General features: G+C 44.4%; 17 protein-coding genes, 5 tRNA genes and 2 rRNA genes. 4 read left to right on the forward strand and 20 right to left on the reverse strand.

Annotated features, from left to right (window positions below; all coding sequences use genetic code 11):
- Window positions 1–112 precede the first annotated feature (112 nt).
- Together hemE and nudC are read right to left on the reverse strand one after the other, a co-directional pair.
- Window positions 113–1,180, reverse strand: coding sequence for a uroporphyrinogen decarboxylase (hemE, locus tag L3V36_RS16990; protein ID WP_004729761.1), 1,068 nt, complete (start codon window positions 1,178–1,180; stop codon window positions 113–115).
- A gap of 299 nt (window positions 1,181–1,479) precedes the next feature.
- Window positions 1,480–2,289 (reverse strand): NAD(+) diphosphatase, encoded by an 810-nt coding sequence (gene nudC, locus L3V36_RS16995; protein ID WP_102447478.1) that lies wholly within the window; start codon window positions 2,287–2,289, stop codon window positions 1,480–1,482.
- A 164-nt stretch (window positions 2,290–2,453) separates the two neighbouring features.
- Here nudC and L3V36_RS17000 point away from each other — a divergent pair, with 164 nt between their 5' ends.
- Window positions 2,454–2,951: an Rsd/AlgQ family anti-sigma factor gene (locus L3V36_RS17000; RefSeq protein WP_017077561.1), complete on the forward strand. Its 498-nt coding sequence runs from the start codon at window positions 2,454–2,456 to the stop codon at window positions 2,949–2,951.
- 371 nt (window positions 2,952–3,322) lie between these two features.
- Here L3V36_RS17000 and rpoC read toward each other — a convergent pair whose 3' ends face one another.
- The 13 genes from rpoC to L3V36_RS17065 all read right to left on the reverse strand — a co-directional run bounded on the left by rpoC (window position 3,323) and on the right by L3V36_RS17065 (window position 17,243).
- A complete protein-coding gene (gene rpoC, locus L3V36_RS17005; protein ID WP_029222058.1) occupies window positions 3,323–7,525 on the reverse strand; it encodes a DNA-directed RNA polymerase subunit beta' in 4,203 nt (1,400 codons plus the stop codon).
- Between the two features lie 90 nt (window positions 7,526–7,615).
- Window positions 7,616–11,644 carry a DNA-directed RNA polymerase subunit beta gene (gene rpoB / locus L3V36_RS17010; RefSeq protein WP_004729769.1) on the reverse strand — a complete coding sequence of 1,343 codons (4,029 nt, stop codon included), beginning with the start codon at window positions 11,642–11,644 and terminating at the stop codon, window positions 7,616–7,618.
- Between the two features lie 235 nt (window positions 11,645–11,879).
- Window positions 11,880–12,245 carry a 50S ribosomal protein L7/L12 gene (gene rplL, locus L3V36_RS17015; protein ID WP_004729770.1) on the reverse strand — a complete coding sequence of 122 codons (366 nt, stop codon included), beginning with the start codon at window positions 12,243–12,245 and terminating at the stop codon, window positions 11,880–11,882.
- 57 nt (window positions 12,246–12,302) lie between these two features.
- Window positions 12,303–12,797, reverse strand: a complete 495-nt coding sequence (rplJ, locus tag L3V36_RS17020; protein ID WP_017077558.1) for a 50S ribosomal protein L10 — start codon at window positions 12,795–12,797, stop codon at window positions 12,303–12,305.
- 244 nt (window positions 12,798–13,041) lie between these two features.
- Window positions 13,042–13,746 (reverse strand): 50S ribosomal protein L1, encoded by a 705-nt coding sequence (gene rplA / locus L3V36_RS17025; RefSeq protein ID WP_017077557.1) that lies wholly within the window; start codon window positions 13,744–13,746, stop codon window positions 13,042–13,044.
- Window positions 13,747–13,750: 4 nt separating this feature from the next.
- The gene (rplK, locus tag L3V36_RS17030) at window positions 13,751–14,179 is read right to left on the reverse strand and encodes a 50S ribosomal protein L11 (protein ID WP_010435555.1); all 429 of its coding nucleotides are present in this window, start codon (window positions 14,177–14,179) and stop codon (window positions 13,751–13,753) included.
- 212 nt (window positions 14,180–14,391) lie between these two features.
- Window positions 14,392–14,940 (reverse strand): transcription termination/antitermination protein NusG, encoded by a 549-nt coding sequence (gene nusG, locus L3V36_RS17035; protein ID WP_012605006.1) that lies wholly within the window; start codon window positions 14,938–14,940, stop codon window positions 14,392–14,394.
- 13 nt (window positions 14,941–14,953) lie between these two features.
- A complete protein-coding gene (secE, locus tag L3V36_RS17040) occupies window positions 14,954–15,331 on the reverse strand; it encodes a preprotein translocase subunit SecE (RefSeq protein ID WP_017073785.1) in 378 nt (125 codons plus the stop codon).
- 223 nt (window positions 15,332–15,554) lie between these two features.
- Window positions 15,555–16,739 carry an elongation factor Tu gene (gene tuf, locus L3V36_RS17045; RefSeq protein WP_012604914.1) on the reverse strand — a complete coding sequence of 395 codons (1,185 nt, stop codon included), beginning with the start codon at window positions 16,737–16,739 and terminating at the stop codon, window positions 15,555–15,557.
- 95 nt (window positions 16,740–16,834) lie between these two features.
- Window positions 16,835–16,910, reverse strand: a tRNA-Thr gene (locus L3V36_RS17050).
- Window positions 16,911–16,924: 14 nt separating this feature from the next.
- Window positions 16,925–16,999, reverse strand: a tRNA-Gly gene (locus tag L3V36_RS17055).
- Window positions 17,000–17,037: 38 nt separating this feature from the next.
- Window positions 17,038–17,122, reverse strand: a tRNA-Tyr gene (locus L3V36_RS17060).
- Between the two features lie 45 nt (window positions 17,123–17,167).
- Window positions 17,168–17,243, reverse strand: a tRNA-Thr gene (locus tag L3V36_RS17065).
- A gap of 210 nt (window positions 17,244–17,453) precedes the next feature.
- On the opposite strand from L3V36_RS17065, the gene coaA reads away from it, so the two are divergent.
- Window positions 17,454–18,377 carry a type I pantothenate kinase gene (coaA, locus tag L3V36_RS17070; RefSeq protein ID WP_017078366.1) on the forward strand — a complete coding sequence of 308 codons (924 nt, stop codon included), beginning with the start codon at window positions 17,454–17,456 and terminating at the stop codon, window positions 18,375–18,377.
- A 7-nt stretch (window positions 18,378–18,384) separates the two neighbouring features.
- On the opposite strand, the gene birA is transcribed toward coaA, so the two are convergent.
- Window positions 18,385–19,350, reverse strand: coding sequence for a bifunctional biotin--[acetyl-CoA-carboxylase] ligase/biotin operon repressor BirA (birA, locus tag L3V36_RS17075; RefSeq protein ID WP_017083836.1), 966 nt, complete (start codon window positions 19,348–19,350; stop codon window positions 18,385–18,387).
- Window positions 19,347–20,393 carry a UDP-N-acetylmuramate dehydrogenase gene (gene murB / locus L3V36_RS17080; protein WP_208775116.1) on the reverse strand — a complete coding sequence of 349 codons (1,047 nt, stop codon included), beginning with the start codon at window positions 20,391–20,393 and terminating at the stop codon, window positions 19,347–19,349. Before murB ends, birA begins: the two co-directional genes overlap by 4 nt.
- Window positions 20,394–20,459: 66 nt before the next feature.
- Here murB and L3V36_RS17085 point away from each other — a divergent pair, with 66 nt between their 5' ends.
- Window positions 20,460–20,891 (forward strand): GNAT family N-acetyltransferase, encoded by a 432-nt coding sequence (locus L3V36_RS17085; RefSeq protein WP_004736117.1) that lies wholly within the window; start codon window positions 20,460–20,462, stop codon window positions 20,889–20,891.
- A 91-nt stretch (window positions 20,892–20,982) separates the two neighbouring features.
- On the forward strand, window positions 20,983–22,323 hold the full coding sequence (pssA, locus tag L3V36_RS17090; protein WP_208775115.1) for a CDP-diacylglycerol--serine O-phosphatidyltransferase: 1,341 nt from the start codon (window positions 20,983–20,985) through the stop codon (window positions 22,321–22,323).
- 638 nt (window positions 22,324–22,961) lie between these two features.
- Here pssA and L3V36_RS17095 read toward each other — a convergent pair.
- The 3 genes from L3V36_RS17095 to L3V36_RS17105 form a co-directional block, all read right to left on the reverse strand.
- Window positions 22,962–23,038 (reverse strand) — tRNA-Asp (locus L3V36_RS17095).
- 67 nt (window positions 23,039–23,105) lie between these two features.
- Window positions 23,106–23,221: ribosomal RNA gene (gene rrf, locus L3V36_RS17100) — 5S ribosomal RNA — on the reverse strand.
- Window positions 23,222–23,318: 97 nt separating this feature from the next.
- A 23S ribosomal RNA gene (locus tag L3V36_RS17105) occupies window positions 23,319–23,417 on the reverse strand; the annotation flags it as partial.

The following is a 23,417-nucleotide window of genomic DNA, read 5'->3' on the forward strand; positions in this document are numbered from 1 at the left end:
TTGTTATGTTCAGCATAGTAGAAAACTAACTAACGATAAGAATAAAATGCCAACAGCACAAACAAAAAAGCCCCTAGTTAACATATCTAGGGGCTTTGAAAACATATCTTAATTACTTATGGTATGGCTTAGATAGGTCATGAACTGCGTCCACAAATACACCAGCATTCTCTGGTGGCACATCTAGGTGAATACCATGGCCAAGGTTAAATACGTGACCAGTACCGCCGTCACCAAAACCTTCCAGGATAGTGCCGACTTCTTCACGAATACGCTCAGGTTGTGCGTAAAGCACTGATGGGTCCATGTTGCCTTGTAGAGCCACTTTATCGCCAATACGCGCTTTTGCATCCGCAATATTGATTGTCCAGTCTAGGCCCACCGCATCACAGCCAGTCGCTGCGATAGATTCTAGCCACATGCCACCGTTCTTAGTGAACAGAGTAACCGGTACACGGCGACCTTCGTTTTCACGGATTAGGCCATCGACAATTTTGTGCATGTACTGTAGTGAGAATAGGTTGTAGTCACGCGGAGTAAGCACACCACCCCATGTGTCGAATACCATTACCGATTGTGCACCCGCTTTAATTTGCGCGTTCAGGTATTCAATAACGGTGTCAGCCAGCTTATCTAGAAGTAAATGCAGTGTTTGTGGCTCTGCGTACATCATCTTCTTGATCTTAGTAAACGCCTTCGAGCTGCTGCCTTCAACCATGTAAGTGGCCAGTGTCCAAGGGCTACCAGAGAAACCAATCAATGGCACTTCACCTTTCAGATCTTTACGGATCTGACGAACAGCATTCATTACGTATTGAAGCTCGCCTTCTGGATCAGGTAGGCCAATCTTCTCTACGTCAGCTTTACATGTGATAGGACGTTCAAACTTAGGACCTTCACCAGTTTCAAAGTACAAGCCTAAGCCCATTGCATCAGGGATAGTTAGGATGTCAGAGAACAAGATTGCCGCATCAAGCGGGAAACGACGTAAAGGTTGAAGTGTTACTTCTGATGCCAGTTCAGCGTTTTTGCACAAAGACATGAAATCGCCCGCTTCAGCGCGCGTTGCTTTGTACTCTGGAAGATAGCGGCCAGCTTGGCGCATCATCCATACTGGTGTGTAATCAACAGGCTGTTTTAAAAGTGCGCGTAAATAGCGATCGTTTTTTAATTCGGTCATTCCGTTAAATTCCAATTCAATCTTATCTAGTTTTGATGGCAAGTATTCTAACACTGATTGAAGGGTAAAAGCTGTGTGCTTTGCAACCTAGATCAAGTTATTAACTTTTAAATCAATGCTTAGTTTGCACCCAATTACGGGAGCATGTTAAAAATTTGTTCGCTAGCGAAAATTACAATTATAACATCTGAGTAGTCACTACTCAGCATCTCATAACGACATCTTACTTACCCCCTCCACTTGTGGAGGGTTTTTTTTAGCTTTTGACTACCTATAGGCCAAATACTATCATAGGTAAATTAGTACTCTATCGTCTGCTCCGTCACACCATCTTTCATCACGTCACCCACAGTTTTATCAATCAACTGTCTCGCAATCGTTCCTACTGGAGCTACATCAGGCAGGCTTGTTACATCAAACCATTGGGCATCCGACAATTCACTGTAATCTGGTTTAAGCGTTCCACCAGCATAGTCAGCCAGAAAGGCCATCATCATACTCGACGGAAACGCCCATGGCTGGCTGCCAAAGTAACGGATATTACTGACATCGATGCCTGTCTCTTCTTTGACTTCTCTTGCCACACACCGCTCTAAGGTTTCCCCAACCTCTAGGAAGCCCGCTATCACGGTATACATACCTGTTTTATGTCTTGGGTGCTGTGCAAGCAATATCTTGTTGTCGTTACGTACAGCGACAATGATGCATGGGAAGATGCGAGGATAATGAAGTGTTCGGCAGTCTCCGCATTGCATCGCCACCTGATTATGGTTGAGGTGATTTCGACCACCACACTGAGGGCAAAAACGCATACTTTGCGTCATGTGCCCATACTGGATAGCTTTGCTTGCTGTCAGAAAACTCGATTCAGGCCAGTGCAATAACTCACGTAGGTTTATCATGGTCAGATCACTCTCAACATCACAGTCGTTGAGCCAATACACCTTACGACCTTGATGCTGACCAATACAGATTGCATGCTCGACACTCAGCCCGAGCTCCTCTGCTGAGCCATAAGGAAACTGATCATTATTAACCCAAATATCACTACCTGAAACGACGCACCAATAAGCTTGCTCTGTCATTTTGTTATCACTTTTTTTTAACATCCCTATGCCTCATTGCTTGCAGTTCGTTCATTTTACTGGCAATCTAATTTCATACTAGAGTTGTAGCAGAGAATAATTCAAACTATTACTTTTAGTAGATACCAATAAATGGACCTTGCTTAGGCAATTACTTGATCACAAGGTTGTGATCAGATCATGAGGACATGGTCATGCTAAATAAATTCAAACAAATACAAGAACAATGGGGTGGCTCTAATGAGGTCATCGATCATTGGCTCGAAACTCGACAGTCTCTAATCGTTGAGTATTGTAAGCTTGCCGCTCTACAGCCTTCATCGTCGAAAGCAACTGCAATCACTGAACTGCCTTCTCCAGAAGAACTCCAAAAATTCAGCCAACATCTTGTTGATTACATCTCCGAAGGTCATTTCAAAATCTATGACATGGTGATGGACAAATGGCAGTCTACTGGCTTCAAAGCAACAGACGAAATCAACCAGTCTTATGGTCATATCGTCCTTACCACGGACCCTCTGCTCAACTTCACCGACAAGTACGCCGCCATTGAAGCTAGTGATACATTAGAAGGCTTTGATAGTGAGCTGTCACTCATAGGTGAGATACTTGAGGCTAGGTTTGCGGTTGAAGACCAGCTGATACAACAAATTGCCGACAGCCTAGCGGTTCCACCAGGAGCTTAATGGCTTAACATCTTCTAAGCTTGCCTCTGTGCAAGCTTTTTGTTTTGTCTGTAGCGTTACCTCACACACCCAACTCTTTTACCAGAGCCTATCGGTTCGTCTCTACCCTGATGTTTTGCGATAACCCGACGTAACACTTCTCACCGGTTTCATCCTCAGCGCCTCCCTGTAAACACGCAAGCCGCCTCTCTCTAACACACAAGCTGCCTTAGAGAAAGTACTATCGACTAAGTCCACCAGCCAAGCAATCGACAAGCAAGCATACCTACCAACTTCTAATCTATAAGCCTCTCGTTAAACACCTATACGCCAGATACAAAAAAGGCACCCGGAGGTGCCTTTTCTTATCTCTTAGAGACTACTCGTAGAGCTTACTCTTCTGAAGAGAAACCAGCGTTTAGAAGTGCTGCTAGATTGTCAGTAGCTTGTTCAGCTGAAGGACCTTCTTGCTCTTCTTCACGTTGTTTTTGACGCTCTTGGTGGTATGCGAAACCAGTACCAGCTGGGATCAGACGACCAACAATTACGTTCTCTTTCAGACCGCGAAGGTCATCACGCTTACCAGAAACCGCAGCTTCTGTTAGTACGCGAGTCGTTTCTTGGAACGATGCCGCTGAGATGAATGACTCAGTTGCAAGAGATGCTTTAGTAATACCTAGTAGATCACGTTCGAAACGTACTAGTTCTTTACCTTCAGCTTCTAGCTTACGGTTAGCAATCTTAACATTGTGGTACTCAACTTGTTCGCCAGGTAGGAACGGAGAGTCACCAGAATGAGTGATTGTACACTTACGTAGCATTTGACGAACGATAGTCTCGATGTGCTTATCGTTAATCTTTACGCCTTGTAAGCGGTAAACTTCTTGAACTTCGTTCGCGATGTACTGAGTTACTGCGTGGATACCACGTAGACGCAGGATATCGTGTGGAGTTTCAGGACCGTCGGCGATTACATCACCACGTTCAATCTTCTCACCTTCGAACACGTTCAATTGACGATGCTTAGGAATCATCTCTTCGTAAGCGTCACCGCCTTCACGAGTGATTACTAGACGACGCTTACCTTTCGTTTCTTTACCGAAAGACACAGTACCTGTGTGCTCAGCAAGGATCGCAGGCTCTTTAGGCTTACGAGCTTCGAATAGGTCAGCTACGCGTGGTAGACCACCGGTGATATCTTTGTTTCCGCTCGATTTTTGAGGGATACGAGATAGTGTGTCACCAATGCCAACTTCAGCGCCATCTTCGATGTTTACAATCGCTTTGCCAGGTAGGAAGTAGTGAGCTGGCATATCAGTACCAGGGATCATTACGTCGTTACCTTGCTCATCAACAAGTTTGATAGCTGGACGCATATCTTTACCTGCTGCTGGGCGAGCTGCTGCGTCTGTAACTTCACTTGAAGAAAGACCCGTTAGATCGTCAGTGTTACGAGAAACTGTAATACCATCGATCATATCTACGAATTGGATACGACCTGCCACTTCAGTGATGATTGGCATGGTATGCGCTTCCCAGTTAGCTACAACTTCACCAGCAGTAACTGCTGCGTTGTCGCCTTTGGTTAGCATCGAACCGTAAGGAAGTTTGTGCTTCTCTTTCGTACGGCCGAATTCATCAATAATCGTCATCTCAGATGCACGAGAAGTGATAACCAGTTTCTTATCTTTGTTAATTACGAACTTAGCATTGTGAAGCTTCACAGTACCAGTTGTCTTCGCTTGGATGCTGTTCTCTGCTGCTGCAGTAGATGCCGCACCACCGATGTGGAACGTACGCATCGTTAGCTGTGTACCCGGTTCACCGATAGATTGTGCAGCGATAACACCAACTGCTTCACCTTGGTTCACTAGGTGACCACGTGCTAGGTCACGACCGTAACACTGTGCACAACAACCGAAGTCTGCATCACAGGTAACAACAGAGCGCACTTTCATGCTATCTACTGAGTTGTCTTCCATGATTTGACACCACTTCTCATCAATCAGAGTATTACGTGGAATCAGTACATCTTCAGTACCAGGCTTAAGAACATCTTCAGCAACAACACGACCAAGAGCAAGCTCAGAAAGTGCAACTTTAACGTCACCACCTTCGATGTGAGGCATCATGTCGATACCTTCATGCGTGCCACAGTCATGTTCGTGTACTACAACGTCTTGAGCAACGTCTACTAGACGACGAGTTAGGTAACCCGAGTTTGCTGTTTTCAGTGCTGTATCCGCAAGACCCTTACGAGCACCGTGCGTTGAGATAAAGTACTGAAGGACGTTTAGACCTTCTTTAAAGTTCGCAGTGATCGGCGTTTCGATGATTGAACCATCTGGACGCGCCATCAGACCACGCATACCTGCTAGCTGACGAATCTGAGCTGCAGAACCACGTGCGCCCGAGTCGGCCATCATGTAGATGCTGTTGAACGATTCTTGCTGTTCTTCTTCGCCGTCACGGTTAATAACTGTTTCAGAAGATAGGTTATCCATCATTGCTTTCGCAACGCGGTCATTCGTAGATGCCCAGATATCGATAACTTTGTTGTAACGCTCACCCGCAGTAACAAGACCAGATTGGAATTGCTCTTGGATTTCACGAACTTCTTCTTCAGCAGATTCAATTTCGTCGTATTTCGCTTGAGGAACAACCATATCGTTGATACCTACAGAAACACCAGAAAGAGCCGCGTATGCGAAACCTGCGTACATGATTTGGTCAGCAAATACTACTGTATCTTTTAGACCAAGCTTACGGTAACACTCGTTAAGAAGAGTAGAGATCTGCTTCTTACCTAACTTTTGGTTAACGATGCTGTACGGAAGGCCTTTAGGAACGATCTGCCATAGCATTGCACGACCTACAGTCGTATCTACTAGGCCAGTATTCGTTGTGCTATTGCCGTCTTCGTCTACTACTGTTTCAGTGATACGTACTTTAACGCGAGCATGTAGCTCAGCAGTCTTAGTACGGTATGCCTTTTCAGCCTCAGCAGGGCCAGCAAGGTACATACCTTCACCTTTCACGTTGATCTTGTCACGTGTCATGTAGTAAAGACCCAATACAACGTCCTGAGAAGGTACGATGATCGGATCACCTGATGCTGGCGACAGAATGTTATTCGTCGACATCATTAGGGTACGAGCTTCAAGCTGTGCTTCTAGAGTTAGAGGCACGTGTACAGCCATTTGGTCACCATCGAAGTCGGCGTTGTATGCCGCACACACTAGTGGGTGAAGCTGAATCGCTTTACCTTCGATTAGTACTGGTTCAAACGCTTGGATACCTAGACGGTGAAGTGTAGGTGCACGGTTAAGCAGTACTGGGTGTTCACGGATAACTTCGTCTAGGATATCCCAAACGATCGCTTCTTCGCGCTCTACCATTTTCTTAGCAGCTTTGATTGTCGTAGCCATGCCACGAGTCTCTAGCTTGCTGTAGATGAACGGCTTAAATAGCTCAAGTGCCATCTTCTTAGGAAGACCACACTGATGTAGACGAAGGTATGGACCTACTGTGATTACAGAACGGCCAGAGTAGTCTACACGTTTACCTAGAAGGTTCTGACGGAAACGACCTTGTTTACCCTTGATCATATCAGCAAGAGATTTCAGAGGACGCTTGTTAGAACCCGTGATCGCACGACCGCGACGACCGTTATCTAGAAGGGCATCAACAGACTCTTGCAACATACGTTTTTCGTTACGTACGATGATGTCTGGAGCCGCTAGCTCTAGAAGACGCTTCAAACGGTTGTTACGGTTGATCACACGACGGTAAAGGTCGTTCAGATCTGAAGTCGCAAAACGACCGCCATCTAGAGGTACTAGAGGACGAAGATCTGGCGGTAGCACTGGAAGTACAGTTAGGATCATCCACTCAGGCTTGTTGCCTGACGAGATGAACGCTTCAACTAGCTTCAAACGCTTAGTAACTTTCTTACGCTTAGTTTCAGAGTTAGTTGTTTCCAACTCTTCGCGCATTTCTTCCACTTCTTGATGAAGGTCCATTGTTGAAAGCAGATCTTTGATCGCTTCAGCACCCATCTTAGCAGTGAATTCGTCACCCCACTCTTCTAGACGATCCAGATACTCTTCTTCAGTAAGCATCTGAGATTTTTCTAGATCAGTCATACCCGGTTCAGTTACTACGTACATTTCGAAGTAAAGAACACGTTCGATATCACGCAGAGGGATATCCATTAGTAGACCGATACGAGACGGTAGTGATTTTAGGAACCAGATGTGAGCAACTGGTGAAGCAAGCTCGATGTGGCCCATACGGTCACGACGAACTTTAGTTTGTGTAACTTCAACGCCACACTTCTCACAGATAACACCACGGTGCTTCAGGCGCTTGTATTTGCCACAAAGACATTCGTAGTCTTTAACTGGACCAAAAATACGTGCACAGAACAGACCATCACGTTCAGGTTTGAACGTACGATAGTTAATTGTTTCTGGCTTTTTAACTTCACCAAAAGACCACGAACGGATCGTGTCTGGTGAAGATAGACCGATTTTGATTGCATCAAATTCTTCGGTCTTATGCTGTGCTTTTAGAAAGTTTAATAAGTCTTTCACGTTCAGCTCCTGTAAGGAGTTAAAGGAGCTCACCGACTAAAGTGAGCCCCCTTTACCAAGTAATCCAATCTTCTTTATAAAAAAGAGGGATTACTCTTCGTCTTCTAGCTCGATGTTGATACCTAGCGAGCGAATCTCTTTCAACAGTACGTTGAACGACTCTGGCATGCCAGGTTCCATGCTATGGTTGCCATCTACGATGTTCTTATACATCTTAGTACGGCCGTTAACGTCATCCGACTTAACTGTTAGCATTTCTTGTAGAGTATATGCAGCACCGTATGCTTCTAGTGCCCATACTTCCATCTCACCGAAACGCTGACCACCGAACTGAGCTTTACCACCAAGTGGTTGCTGAGTTACTAGGCTGTAAGAACCAGTTGAACGAGCATGCATCTTGTCATCAACCAAGTGGTTCAGTTTCAGCATGTACATGTAACCAACAGTTACAGGACGCTCAAACGAATCACCAGTACGACCATCAAACAGTTTAAGCTGACCAGATTCTGGCAGATCACCCAGTTTAAGTAGATCTTTGATTAGAGACTCAGAAGCACCATCGAACACAGGAGTAGCAATCGGTAGACCGCCACGTAGGTTCTTAATCAGTGTACGAACTTGATCATCAGACAGTTCAGCAATATCAACTTTCTGACGAGTATCACCAAGATCATAAACCTTCTGTAGGAACTCACGGAACTTATGCAGTTCTTGTTGTTCCTTAAGCATTTGGTTGATCTTGTCACCGATACCTTTCGCAGCCAAACCTAAGTGAACTTCTAGGATCTGACCGATGTTCATACGCGATGGTACACCCAGCGGGTTAAGTACGATGTCTACAGGCTGACCTTTCTCATCGTATGGCATGTCTTCAACAGGGTTAATCTTAGAGATTACACCTTTGTTACCGTGACGACCGGCCATCTTATCACCAGGCTGGATACGACGTTTAACCGCTAGGTAAACTTTAACAATCTTAAGAACGCCAGGCGCTAGATCATCACCTTGAGTGATTTTACGACGCTTAGTTTCAAACTTCTTATCGAAGTCTGCTTTTAGCTCATCCCACTGCTCAGCAAGTTGCTCAAGCTGTGTTTGTAGCGCATCGTCTTCTAGAACTTGCTCTAGCCATTGCTTACGACCGATAGTATCAAGCTTAGCTTCAGAGTAACCACCAGACAGAAGTACAGCTTTAACACGGTTAAGAAGGCCACCCTCAAGAATTTGGAACTCTTCAGTTAGATCTTTCTTAGCTTCTTTAAGCTGCATCTGTTCGATTTCAAGTGCACGTTTGTCTTTCTCTACGCCATCGCGAGTGAAGACTTGTACATCGATGATAGTACCCGAAACAGAGTTTGGTACACGTAGAGAAGTATCTTTAACATCAGATGCTTTCTCACCGAAGATAGCACGTAGTAGCTTCTCTTCAGGAGTCAGTTGAGTTTCACCTTTAGGGGTTACTTTACCAACTAGGATGTCGCCACCCTTAACTTCAGCACCAATGTAAACGATACCTGACTCGTCTAGTTTAGACAGAGCAGACTCACCTACGTTTGGAATATCAGCTGTGATCTCTTCAGAACCCAGCTTAGTATCACGAGCCACACAAGATAGTTCTTGAATGTGGATTGTCGTGAAACGGTCTTCTTGAACTACGCGCTCAGATACTAAGATCGAGTCTTCGAAGTTGTAACCGTTCCAAGGCATAAATGCGATACGCATGTTTTGGCCAAGAGCAAGTTCACCAAGGTCAGTTGAAGGACCATCAGCAAGAACATCACCGCGTGCAACTGGTTCACCAGGAAGTACAGTTGGACGTTGGTTAATACATGTGTTTTGGTTCGAACGCGTGTACTTAGTTAGGTTGTAGATATCGATACCAGCTTCGCCAGGTACCAATTCATCTTCGTTAACCTTAACTACGATACGAGAAGCGTCTACAGACTGAACTTGACCACCACGTTTAGCAACCGCTGTAACACCAGAGTCAACTGCGATGTTACGCTCAATACCAGTACCTACTAGAGGCTTATCAGCTCTAAGTGTTGGTACCGCTTGACGTTGCATGTTGGCACCCATCAATGCACGGTTCGCATCATCGTGTTCTAGGAACGGGATAAGCGAAGCAGCGATAGATACTACTTGGTTTGTCGCAACGTCCATGTAGTCAACGTGCTCGCGTGGGTGAAGACCAGATTCACCTTTTTGACGAGCTGTGATTAGCTCATCTGCAAACGTACCTTCTTCTGTAAGAATAGTGTTTGCTTGCGCGATTACGAATTGACCTTCCTGGATTGCAGACAGGTAATCAACTTCTTCTGTTACTACACCATCTACTACACGACGGTACGGAGTTTCTAGGAAACCGTAATCGTTACAACGTGCAAACGCAGATAGCGAGTTAATTAGACCGATGTTTGGACCTTCAGGCGTTTCGATCGGACATAGACGACCGTAGTGAGTTACGTGAACGTCACGTACTTCGAAGCCTGCGCGCTCACGAGTAAGACCACCAGGACCTAAAGCAGAGATACGACGTTTGTGCGTAACTTCTGACAATGGGTTGTTTTGGTCCATAAACTGTGAAAGCTGTGAAGAGCCAAAGAATTCTTTAACTGCAGCAGAGATCGGCTTAGCATTGATAAGATCTTGAGGCATGATTGCATCAAGGTCACCAAGGCTTAGGCGCTCTTTAACTGCACGTTCTACACGAACTAGACCAACACGGAATTGGTTTTCTGCCATTTCACCTACAGAACGGATACGACGGTTGCCAAGGTGGTCGATATCGTCCACTTCACCAATGCCGTTACGGATGCCGATCAGTTTCTTCATCACTTCGATGATGTCTGATTCATCCAGAGTACCGCGCTCTTCTTCTTCTTCACGCTCGATAGAGCTGTTGAATTTCATACGGCCTACAGTTGATAGGTCGTAACGATCTTCAGAGAAGAATAGGCTTTCGAACAATGATTCTGCAGCTTCTTTCGTTGGTGGCTCGCCAGGGCGCATCATGCGGTAGATTTCTACCAATGCAGAGATGCGATCTACTGTGCTATCCGCACGTAGAGTGTCTGACATGAATGGACCATGGTCTAGGTCATTCGTGAACAGCACTTCTAGAGTCTTGTGACCTGCTTGAGACAGGTTAGCAAGTGCTTCTAGGCTAATCTCTTGGTTTGCGCCAACGATGATCTCGCCAGTTGCTTCGTTGATGTAATCTTTCGCAGCAATCTTTTCAACGATGTACTCTACTGGTACTTCGATGTGCTCAACGCCATCTTTTTCAAGTTGACGGATATGGCGAGCAGTAACACGACGACCAGTCTCAACGTAAGTTTTACCGTTTGATTCGATGTCGAATGACGCAGTTTCACCACGTAGACGATCAGGAACCAACTCCATAAGTAGAGTTTGGTCTTTAACTTCGAAGTTCACCTTGTCGAAGAACAGATCTAGGATCTCTTCAGTCGATTTACCAAGTGCACGAAGAATAATCGATGCTGGTAGCTTACGACGACGGTCGATACGTACGAATAAGTTATCCTTAGGATCGAACTCAAAGTCTAACCATGAGCCACGGTAAGGAATTACACGTGCGTTATAAAGAACTTTACCTGATGAGTGGGTCTTACCCTTATCACTGTCGAAGAACACGCCTGGGCTTCGGTGCAGCTGGGATACGATAACCCTCTCGGTACCATTAATTACGAAAGTACCATTGTCTGTCATAAGCGGAATTTCGCCCATGTAGACTTCTTGTTCTTTAATGTCTTTTACAGTGCCTGCTGGTGCGTCTCGATCAAAGATAACTAGACGTAGTTTTACGCGTAGTGGCTTTGAGTAAGTTACACCGCGGATTTGACATTCTTTAACGTCAAAAACTGGCTCACCAAGACGGTAGCTAACGTATTGCAGCTCAGAATTGCCGTTGTAGCTCTGAATTGGAAATACAGAACGGAAAGCAGCTTCAAGACCGTATTGACCTTCTGGATCCTGTTCGATGAATTTATCGAAAGAATCAAGCTGGATCGATAACAGGTATGGAATGTCCAAAACTTGTGGACGAGTACCAAAATCCTTACGGATGCGCTTTTTCTCGGTATAAGAGTAAACCATGGGGTTCCTCAGCTCGCTGATAAGTGACCCAAACCACCCAAAACACTCTTCAGAGGGGGCGGTGACAAACAGCTGTTTACTGTAGTTGAACAATCATTTCGAAAAAATGACTGTTTTTTTGCTCGGATTATGACGGTTAAACAGCGGGAAATTCGTCATAGCCCTACAGCGCAAAAAGGCCGGTGGTTAATAAACCACCAGCCAATAGCCTTGCGGCTAGGAAATTAAGTAATAATTACTTGATTTCAACAGAAGCGCCAACTTCTTCTAGCTGTGCTTTAAGAGCTTCAGCTTCAGCTTTGTCAACGCCTTCTTTAAGCGCTGCAGGAGCTGAGTCTACAAGACCTTTAGCTTCTTTAAGACCTAGGCCAGTTGCGCCACGTACAGCTTTGATAACTTGTACTTTGTTTGCGCCAGCGCCAGTAAGGATAACGTCGAATTCAGTTTGCTCAGCAGCAGCTTCAGCAGAAGCACCACCAGCTACAACTGCAGCAGCAGCAGTAACACCGAATTTTTCTTCCATAGCTTCGATAAGCTCAACAACTTGCATTACAGACATTTCTGCAACTGCGTCTAGGATTTGCTCGTTAGTAATAGACATAACAATTCTCTTTTAAGTCAACAATAAGTTTAAATAGCAACCAGTGAAAAGCAAGGCTTATGCCGCAGCTTCTTCTTTTTGGTCGCGAACAGCAGCGATAGTACGAACCAGCTTGCCAGCAGAAGCTTCTTTCATGCACATCATTAGGCGTGCGATAGCTTCGTCGTAAGTTGGTAGTGTCGCTAGTACATCAGCATCAGTAACTGCGCCTTCAAATGCAGCAGCTTTGATCTCGAATGTTTTGTTCTCTTTAGCGAAGTCTTTGAAAAGACGCGCTGCAGCACCAGGGTGCTCGTTAGAGAACGCAAGTAGGCTAGGACCAGTAAATGTGTCTTGTAGACACTCATACTCAGTACCTTCTACTGCACGGCGTGCTAGTGTGTTACGAACAACTCTCATGTAAACACCCGCTTCGCGAGCTTGTTTACGTAGAGAAGTCATCGCGCCAACAGTAACGCCACGAGAGTCAGCTACAACTGCAGAAAGTGCACCACTGGCTGCTTCGTTGACTTCAGCAACAATTGCTTTTTTGTCTTGAAGATTTAAAGCCATTTGGATTAACCTCTGGTTGTGATTACAGCACTCAATATAAAATACATTGAGCGTTTACGATGTTATTCAAAAATGAATAAATTCATTTCAAACGACAACATCGCCTACGTAGGTTTTATTAAGCTTCACCTTAAAAAGGTTCAGCGCCTACGGTCTTGGGATAGACAGTTATGAATTGCTTCAAAAACCACCCAACCACAAATATTAGGCGCAGAAGTATATACTAAATCTGCGCCAAAGCAAATTAGTTTGCTTGAGTGTCAAGACTAGCTTGATCAACAGTAACACCAGCACCCATCGTAGTAGAGATGCTTACTTTCTTCAGGAAAGTACCTTTCGCTGAAGAAGGCTTAGCTTTCTTAAGAGCAACTAGAAGTGCTTCTAGGTTCTCTTGAAGCTGGTTAGCTTCGAAAGATGCTTTGCCGATAGTAGTGTGGATGATACCGTTCTTGTCGTTACGGTAACGAACCTGACCAGCTTTAGCGTTCTTAACCGCTTCAGCAACGTTAGGAGTTACAGTACCAACTTTAGGGTTTGGCATTAGACCGCGTGGACCTAGGATTGTACCTAGTTGACCAACAACGCGCATTGCATCAGGAGAAGCAACAACAACGTCAAAGTCCATTACGCCTTTTTTCACTTGCTCAGCAAGATCTTCCATACCAACGATATCTGCGCCAGCTGCTTTAGCTGCTTCTGCGTTTGCACCTTGAGTGAACACAGCAACGCGGATTTCACGGCCAGTACCGTGAGGTAGCACAGTTGCGCCACGTACGTTTTGGTCAGATTTACGAGCATCGATGCCTAGGTTAACAGCAACATCTACAGACTCAACGAATTTAGCAGTCGCTAGTTCTTTAAGAAGAGCAACAGCTTCGTTGATTTCGTATTCTTTAGTTACTTCAACTTTGTCGCGGATTACGCGCATACGCTTAGTAAGTTTTGCCATGATCTTATCCCTCTACCACTAGGCCCATTGAACGAGCAGTACCAGCAATAGAACGCTTCATTGCTTCGATGTCAGCACCAGTCATATCAGCAGCTTTAGTTTCTGCGATTTCCTGAACTTGAGCGTCAGTTACAGTACCAACTTTCTCAGTGTTTGGACGACCTGAACCAGACTTAACGCCAGCAGCTTTCTTAAGAAGAACAGCAGCAGGTGGAGTCTTAGTTACGAACGTGAAAGAACGGTCGTTGTAAACAGTAATTACTACTGGAGTAGGTAGACCTTTCTCAACAGATTCTGTTTTTGCGTTGAACGCTTTACAGAATTCCATGATGTTCACGCCGTGTTGACCTAGAGCAGGACCAACCGGTGGACTTGGGTTTGCCATACCAGCTGCAACTTGCAGTTTGATATAAGCTTCAACTTTCTTAGCCATGATATTTCCTAATTTTTGGGTACATGCGCTAGCCCTAAGGCAAGCTCCCCTTAATTTCAATTAACTCTTTCTTACTTCGATAGAAGCAAAAAGGCGCGAAATTATAATCATAATTCGCGCCTTTAACAACCCTAAAAAGGTGGTTTTTTATACTCTTTTATTTTGAACAACTTATGAAGCATTTATCCACAGCTTGTTCAAAAGTTAGAGTTTTAGTCTAGCTTTTCAACTTGACCAAATTCAAGCTCAACCGGTGTTGCACGACCAAAGATCGATACAGATACCTTAATGCGGCTTTTCTCGTAATCTACTTCTTCAACTGTACCGTTGAAATCAGCAAACGGACCATCGTTCACACGAACCACTTCACCCGCTTCGAACATTGTCTTAGGACGTGGAGACTCGCTCGCTTTCTCTAGACGGTTCAAGATAGCATCAGCTTCTTTGTCAGTGATTGGTGCAGGACGATCAGAGGTACCACCAATGAAGCCCATAACACGAGGGATACTGCGCACTAAGTGCCATGATTCATCATTCATGATCATTTGCACTAATACGTAGCCAGGGAAGAACTTACGTTCGCTTTTACGGCGTTGACCTGCACGCATTTCCACTACTTCTTCAGTAGGTACTAAAACGTCACCAAAGAACTCTTCCATGTCGTGCATTTTAATATGTTCGCGTAGCGATTGAGATACACGACCTTCATAGCCAGAAAAGGCTTGAACTACATACCAACGTTTTTTTGGAGCTTCACTCATGAATCAGAACCCTCTACACCCCAGTCGCTAGAGAAACTAAACGGACCATAATGCCGTCAATCCCCCAAAGCACTAGAGACATAACAATACATACAGCTAAAACGATCAATGTGGTTTGCATAGTTTCTTGGCGAGTAGGCCAAACAACTTTACGAATCTCCATACGAGATTCTTTTGCAAAATCGATCGCAGCTTTACCTTTAACTGTTGTTGCTGCAACGCCTAGTGCGGCAGCAATCAGCACAACTACACCTGCAGCGCGAATTACAACAGACAATTCACCATACAGGTAATTACCCACAACAGCAGCAGCCAACAGTACAAAAGCGACTACCCACTTCATTGTATCTGCTGCACCTGAGCTATCAGGAGTTTCAGCGTTTGCTTTCATAAAACCAACCTGTGATAAGTCTTAAATATAGACGACAATAACCCCGCTGTTGCAGGGCACATTCCTTTGCGTTGCAAAACAACACATCTAACAGTCATTTTAGTCAAAAAGACCGTTTAATTCTTTGCTAAGAGCTAAAATTGATGCCAAAACATCCAACTCTTTTTTCAGCGAAGAAAAAGGGCATCAAATGATGCCCTTTTTACTAGTGGTTCGTCAAATCTTATGCAAAGATTTTAGCTACAACACCAGCACCAACTGTACGGCCACCTTCGCGGATTGCGAAACGTAGACCTTCGTCCATTGCGATTGGAGCGATTAGCTCAACAGTCATTTGAACGTTGTCACCTGGCATTACCATTTCTACGCCTTCTGGTAGAGTGATATCGCCTGTTACGTCAGTTGTACGGAAGTAGAACTGTGGACGGTAACCCTTGAAGAAAGGAGTGTGACGGCCGCCTTCGTCTTTAGAAAGTACGTATACTTCAGACTCAAACTTAGTGTGTGGGTTGATTGAACCTTTAGCAGAAAGTACTTGGCCACGTTCAACGTCATCACGCTTAGTACCACGTAGAAGTGCACCAACGTTCTCACCTGCACGACCTTCGTCAAGCAGCTTACGGAACATTTCAACACCAGTACAAGTAGTAAGAGTAGTTTCTTTGATACCAACGATTTCTACTTCGTCACCTACACGTAGGATACCGCGCTCGATACGACCAGTAACTACTGTACCACGACCTTGGATTGAGAATACATCTTCAATAGGAAGTAGGAACGGTAGATCAACAGCACGCTCTGGAAGTGGAATGTAAGAATCTAGTGCTTCTGCAAGCTCAACGATCTTGTCTTCCCACTGCTTTTCGCCGTTTAGAGCGCCAAGTGCAGAACCTTGAATTACTGGAAGGTCGTCTCCTGGGTACTCGTACTCAGAAAGAAGTTCACGTACTTCCATTTCTACTAGCTCAAGTAGCTCTTCGTCATCAACCATGTCACATTTGTTCATGAATACGATGATGTAAGGGATACCAACTTGACGACCAAGTAGGATGTGCTCACGTGTTTGTGGCATAGGGCCATCTGTAGCAGCAACAACTAGGATACCGCCGTCCATTTGAGCAGCACCAGTGATCATGTTTTTAACATAATCGGCGTGTCCAGGACAGTCTACGTGTGCGTAGTGACGTTCAGGAGTATCGTACTCAACGTGAGAAGTTGCGATTGTGATACCGCGCTCGCGCTCTTCTGGAGCGTTATCGATAGATGCGAAATCTTTAGCAACACCGCCGTACACTTTTGCAAGTGTAGTACAGATAGCAGCAGTTAGAGTTGTTTTACCGTGGTCAACGTGGCCGATAGTACCAACGTTTACGTGCGGTTTCGTACGTTCAAATTTTTCTTTAGACATGGGGTGTCCCTCTAGGTACGGATTAGGTGGCTTAAAATAAGACCACGCAACCAAAAAAAATGGTTTTCTTTATTAAAGGAGAAGAAGCTTTAGACTGGTGCTAATACCCAGAGTCGAACTGGGGGCCTCACCCTTACCAAGGGTGCGCTCTACCGACTGAGCTATATCAGCACACAAAAATGAGTTGGAGCGTGCAGCGGGAATCGAACCCGCATCATCAGCTTGGAAGGCTGAGGTAATAGCCATTATACGATGCACGCAACACGTAACTCTTTTGAGCTATTTAACCTTTAGAATATGGTGGAGGGAGACGGATTCGAACCATCGAAGGCAGTGCCGGCAGATTTACAGTCTGCTCCCTTTGGCCACTCGGGAACCCCTCCAAATTTTGATCTTTCTCTCGCTCTCTATAAATAGAAGGGAGAAAGTGGTGCCGACTACCGGAGTCGAACTGGTGACCTACTGATTACAAGTCAGTTGCTCTACCTACTGAGCTAAGTCGGCACAAGTGGGGCGCATTTTATTGAATGATTTTCCACCTTGCAATAGTAAATTGCAAAAAAGTGCAAAATTCTCTTATCAAATTCCTATATACGGTTATTTAGCTCAAGGTTTCTGCCTTTAATCCGCATCTAGTAAAGGAAGATATTTAATTTATCTATCGCTTGATGTATTTTCCATGCACTTGTTTTGTTATCCACTATAGAGTTTTGTATGAGCCCATTTATGTCATTTGACCGCGCGCAGTGGTCTGAACTAAGGAATTTAGTTCCAATGACACTTTCTGAGAGCGATTTGAAAGAGCTTCAAGGCATCAATGAAAAGCTGACAATGGAAGAAGCAGTAGAGATTTATCTACCGTTATCGCGCCTGTTAAACCTCTATGTGGCCGCTCGACAAAATAGAAACTCAGTGCTTCATCAATTTCTGGATAAGAAAGAAACTGCGCCACCATTCATCATTGGCATTGCTGGCAGTGTAGCAGTAGGGAAAAGTACAACAGCTCGTCTATTGAAAGCTTTGCTATCTCGTTGGGAAAACCACCCTAAAGTTGAGCTAGTTACGACAGATGGCTTCTTATATCCAAATGAAATATTGGAAGAAAAAGGATTAATGAGTAAGAAAGGGTTCCCTGAGTCCTATGATATCAAAGCGCTAGTCAATTTTGTTTCAGACGTAAAGGCATGTAAGCGTAATGTGACTGCACCTGTGTACTCTCATCTCACCTACAACATTACCAAGGAAGTAAAAGAGGTCGACTTACCCGATGTGCTCATTATTGAAGGGCTCAACGTTTTACAAAGCGGTATGAATTACCCACATGAGCCTCATAGAGTCTTCATTTCAGACTTCCTCGACTTCTCATTGTATGTCGATGCTGAAAGCGCTCAAATTCAACAATGGTATGTAAATCGTTTTATGAAGTTTCGTGAAGGTGCCTTCGCTAAACCTGGGTCATATTTCGGGCACTACACTAAATTATCAGATCTTGCCGCTAAGGAAAAAGCAGAAGGTATTTGGCAATCAATCAATGGTTTAAACCTAGAGCAGAATATCCTTCCGACCAGAGAAAGGGCTCACCTGATTCTACGCAAGGGCGCAGATCATATGGTCGAAGAAGTGTTGCTAAGAAAATAATAACCTCTTAGTCCCCTTTTCTTAGGGATATCTCTCCACCGATATAGCTCTCAACACCGTTCTCAGTTTTGAGTAACACGGCACCTTGTTCATCGATACCCTGTACAACACCTTCAATTTCTCTAGGTCCAATGATCAGTCTAACGTTGCGACCTAAGAAGTTATCTAAACGATTCCAGCGTTCGACAAAATTCGACATCCCTTTCAATTCATAATCGGCAAGTGACTTGTCCCAAGCATTGATCAGAGCCTGTGCTAACTGGTTACGGTCGGGCACTTTTCCATCACAGACCTCTTTGAGAGACGTCCACGGCTGACCAATACCTGATGTTGTCGGGTCCATGGACAGGTTTAGTCCCAAACCAATAACAATATGAGCAGCGCCACCAGACTGTCCTGATAACTCGACTAAAATACCCGCGAGTTTCTTGTCATTATGGTAAAGATCATTCGGCCATTTCAGTTTAACACCTTCAACACCCATCTCTTCCAAGGCTTCAACAACAGCAACGCCAACGACAAGGCTTAACCCCATAGCGGCAGCCATACCTGCATCGAGCCTCCAATACATTGAAAGGTAAAGATTTGCACCAAATGGCGATACCCACTCTCTTCCACGACGTCCACGACCTGCAGCTTGATATTCAGCAATACAGACCGACCCCGATTCGAGGGTACTAGTACGCTCTAACAGGTGTTGGTTTGTTGAACCTATGATTGGAATGAGTTCAAGAGAAGCATCACGACTCACAGCAGACAATTTTTCTTGGTCAAGCATATCTAAACGACTGGCTAGCTTATAACCTTTGCCTTGTACTCGATAGATATCTAACCCCCACTCTTGGATACCTTTAATGTGCTTACTGATAGCCGCTCGTGATACACCGATCATTTCACCTAAGTCTTCACCAGAATGAAACTCACCATCGGCAAGACATCTCAATAGTGCAAGCTTGGTACTGTGCTCTCTCATGCCAATGACTCCAAAGCTTTATCTAGGTTTGTCTCACAGTCTCGTCCCATAAAACGCACTTCATGTTCCAATCGAATATCGAATTTATTCAAGACTGATTGACGCACTCGCTCTGCAAGCTTAAGGATATCCACAGCAGAAGCCTCATCATAATTGATGATAACTAATGCTTGGTTCGGGTGAACTTGAGCCCCACCTTCTGTCACGCCTTTGAACTGGCATTGATCAATCAGCCAACCTGCAGCTACTTTGATCATGCCATTACTCTCATAGCCGACAATGTTGGGATATAGAGCTAACAAGCGATCAAAATGATCTTTGGTGATCACAGGGTTTTTGAAGAAGCTACCCGCATTGCCTTGGACTCTAGGATCTGGCAACTTACTTGAACGGATAGCGCATACTTCATCAAATATAGTACGAGGAGAGAGAGTCTCAGCTGGTAGGCTTTTTAACGGACCATAGTGATTACATGGATTCCACTCTTTAGGTAGGGTCAAACCAATCGCAACAACAATCGCTTTGCCATAGAGAGCATGTTTAAAAATAGAATCTCGGTAGCCAAAGAGACATTCCTCTTTGCTTAACCGCTTAACTGTATAAGTATCCAGATAAAGAATATCAACATATTCGCATACGTCTTGCAGTTCAACACCATACGCACCAATATTCTGAATCGGAGCAGAACCTGAACAACCTGGTATCATTGCGAGGTTTTCTAGACCACCCAGACCTTTATCAACACTCCACTCAACCAAGCTTGGCCAATCCTCACCACCACCCACATGCAGAAGGTGATGACGGTCCGTCTCGGTCAGCTCAATCCCAGCTAATTTATTCACAATGATCAAACCAGCGAAATGCTTGGTAAAAAGCATATTGCTGCCCTTACCCAGAATTAACTTAGGTGAAGTTGACCATTTAGGATTCCTATAAACCGAAATCAGTTCGTCGATCGTGGTTACTTCAACCAACGCATCACAGGTCTGATCGATAGAAAAAGTATGAACATTTTTTAAACTAGCATTGAGATGGAATTGCATGGCGATATTCAATTAACTTACACTGCCATCATTCTACAGCAGATAAACCAATGGCGCAGTGACTGAATGAACAATGTCATCATTACTCAATTAGACCCAGTAAAGGTTCCCCTAGTTAAACGTTTCTATAAGGAACATTATCCAACGGGAAAAGCGAACAAGAGTGAACTGATCTATTCGTTATTACTAGATAACGAGCTTTGTGGTGTCGTGCGTTTTCGCACCATTGAAGATAATCGCTTACTTACTGGTATGGCGATATCAAAACAACATCGTGGTAAGCAATTAGGCTCTCTGCTTATGGACTATTGTGCGAAACATACGCTAACAGAAAGCGATTATTGCTTTGCTTATGCTCATCTCACCAACTTTTACTCTCGACACAAGTTCATGCAAGTAGACCCGACAGATCTTCCTAATGGCCTAAGAGTTTTGTACGAGCGCTATTCGAATAGCGGAAAAGATCTCATTCCTATGCATTATCAGCAAAATTGTTAGAGAATGCCTCGATTATCTAGTATTTCATGCTATCCCTTTGGTAAAATTAAAGGTTCGCAATTTTGCATATTTTTAAGGTAAAACAGTCAATATGATTGCCAGTAGGAATCCACTCATACAGTTGCCAACCATAGCGCAGAATCCTGACAAGTTTGAAGTACTACTATCAGCGCAAGAGTTTAGAGCTCGCTTACTTGATGAGATATCTCGCGCAACAACTCGTATTAGTTTAGTCGCTTTATATCTTGAAGATGATGAGGCTGGCCGTGAGATCCTAATTGCCTTATATGAAGCAAAGCAAAAGAATCCAGAATTAGATGTGAGTGTGTGTGTCGATTGGCACAGAGCTCAACGTGGATTGATTGGCGCGGAGTCTTCTGAAGGCAATGCAGCCATGTATAAAGAGTTTGCGGAAAAATATCAGCACTCTGTACCCGTCTATGGCATTCCAGTTCGCGGCAAAGAAGTCTTTGGCGTATTGCACTTAAAAGGCTTTATCGTCGATGACAGCGTGATATACAGCGGTGCAAGCCTTAACAATATCTACCTGAACTACCATGACCGCTATCGCTTTGATCGTTACCACGTTTTAAACAACGCAACGCTTGCTGATACAATGTTTACATACGTACACGAACAGATGGTCTCAGACATTGCTGTTTATGATTTGGCTGATAAGAACAAACCAGCTACCAAAGAACTGAAACCTGCAATTCGTCAGTTCCGAGCATCGTTAGCAAGATCTCAATATCAATTCGATGGTCAAGATGTTTCTCCCGAACAAGTCGCTGTGACACCATTGGTAGGTATCGGCAAGAGACGTAACCGTCTGAATCAAGGAATCAATCAACTTGTCGCTCAGGCTAAAGACGAGATCTTCATTTGTACGCCTTACTTCAATTTCCCACCGAGTCTAGCAAAAGAAGTAAAGAGAGCACTTAAACGTGGCGTAAAGGTCAGTATTGTTGTTGGTGATAAGACAGCCAATGACTTCTTTATCTCCCCAGAGGAAGAGTTTAAAACGATTGGTGGTTTACCATACCTTTACGAGTTGAACCTGCGTCGTTTTGCTAAAGCCAACGAAGCTCATATTGCTAGTCGTAACCTTTCGATTCGACTGTGGCAACACGATTCAAATAGCTTCCATCTAAAGGGTATTTGGGTCGATAAGCGCTACATGCTTCTAACAGGTAATAATCTAAATCCTCGAGCATGGAAACTGGATCTAGAAAACGGTATCTTTATCCAAGATAACTACCATCATCTAACAGACAAGTTCCAGGCTGAAGTAGATAATATTGTTCAACACACTCAGCTAATATGCACTTATAAGCAACTGGAGAAGGTTGAGAGCTATCCGATGGAGGTTCAGAAGTTGATTCGTAAGATCACTCGTGTCAAAGCCGATAGAGTCCTTAAACAAATATTGTAGTAGATGTATTAAAGTACTAATTATCAACGCCTAGCAACCGCTAGGCGTTTTTGTATCTGCAAGATAAGTTTATTTGATGTAATTTCGCTATTTACTCAAGACCAGTGCCAACACTTAAACCTCCAAGTATCTACCTTTATTAATCAGCCTAATAATTAAGATGCGGCTATCAGATACAAATAACAACCAAGTCAGATACCAACTCAATCGACAATTACTTTCTATACCCTACTCCACTCACTACAGCGAGGAACTAGCGTGATAGGTCCCCCCCTTATGCTCAGTTGTGCTTAGATTAGTCTAATTTGAGACTCCGTTATCTTTAGAGGCTGTAGCAAAAAGAATTAGAAGTAACCATATCAATTCGTCAGGTTTAAATGTAAAACAGCACGAGCCTCCCACTATCTAGAGAGACACCTCAATATGTAGCGATAAGGTCTGTAACCAAAATCCAAAAACTAATACGTCAGAAACGACGAAAGCCTAGTCGTCAGACTAGGCTTTCTAATAAGTACTGGAATGGACGGGGTTGCGGACTTCAGGCAACCTCTATGTGGGACTCATTCGACCGAAGGGCAAAACACTTTTCTTGAGATGTAAAAAAGCCCTGCTATTTCTAGCAGGGCTTTTCTAATAAGTGGCGGAGTGGACGGGACTCGAACCCGCGACCCCCGGCGTGACAGGCCGGTATTCTAACCAACTGAACTACCACTCCGCAGTGGTCAACTCACTAAGTGAGCGTCCATATCCCCAGGTTGGTCAACCTAAAGATTTAATTTAAAGCCTGGCGATGTCCTACTCTCACATGGGGAAACCCCACACTACCATCGGCGCTATTGTGTTTCACTTCTGAGTTCGGCATGGAATCAGGTGGGTCCACAATGCTATGGTCGCCAAGCAAATTTTAAAATTCGGAAAACTGATTTAAAAGTCTATCTCTTCAAACTCATTCAAGGTCTGGTACATCTGAGTCCACAAAACCCCTTGGGTGTTGTATGGTTAAGCCTCACGGGCAATTAGTACAGGTTAGCTCAATGCCTCGCAGCACTTACACACCCTGCCTATCAACGTCGTAGTCTACGACAACCCTTTAG

This window comes from Vibrio sp. G-C-1 (assembly GCF_021728015.1).
In the GTDB taxonomy this organism is placed as follows: Bacteria; Pseudomonadota; Gammaproteobacteria; order Enterobacterales; family Vibrionaceae; genus Vibrio; species Vibrio splendidus.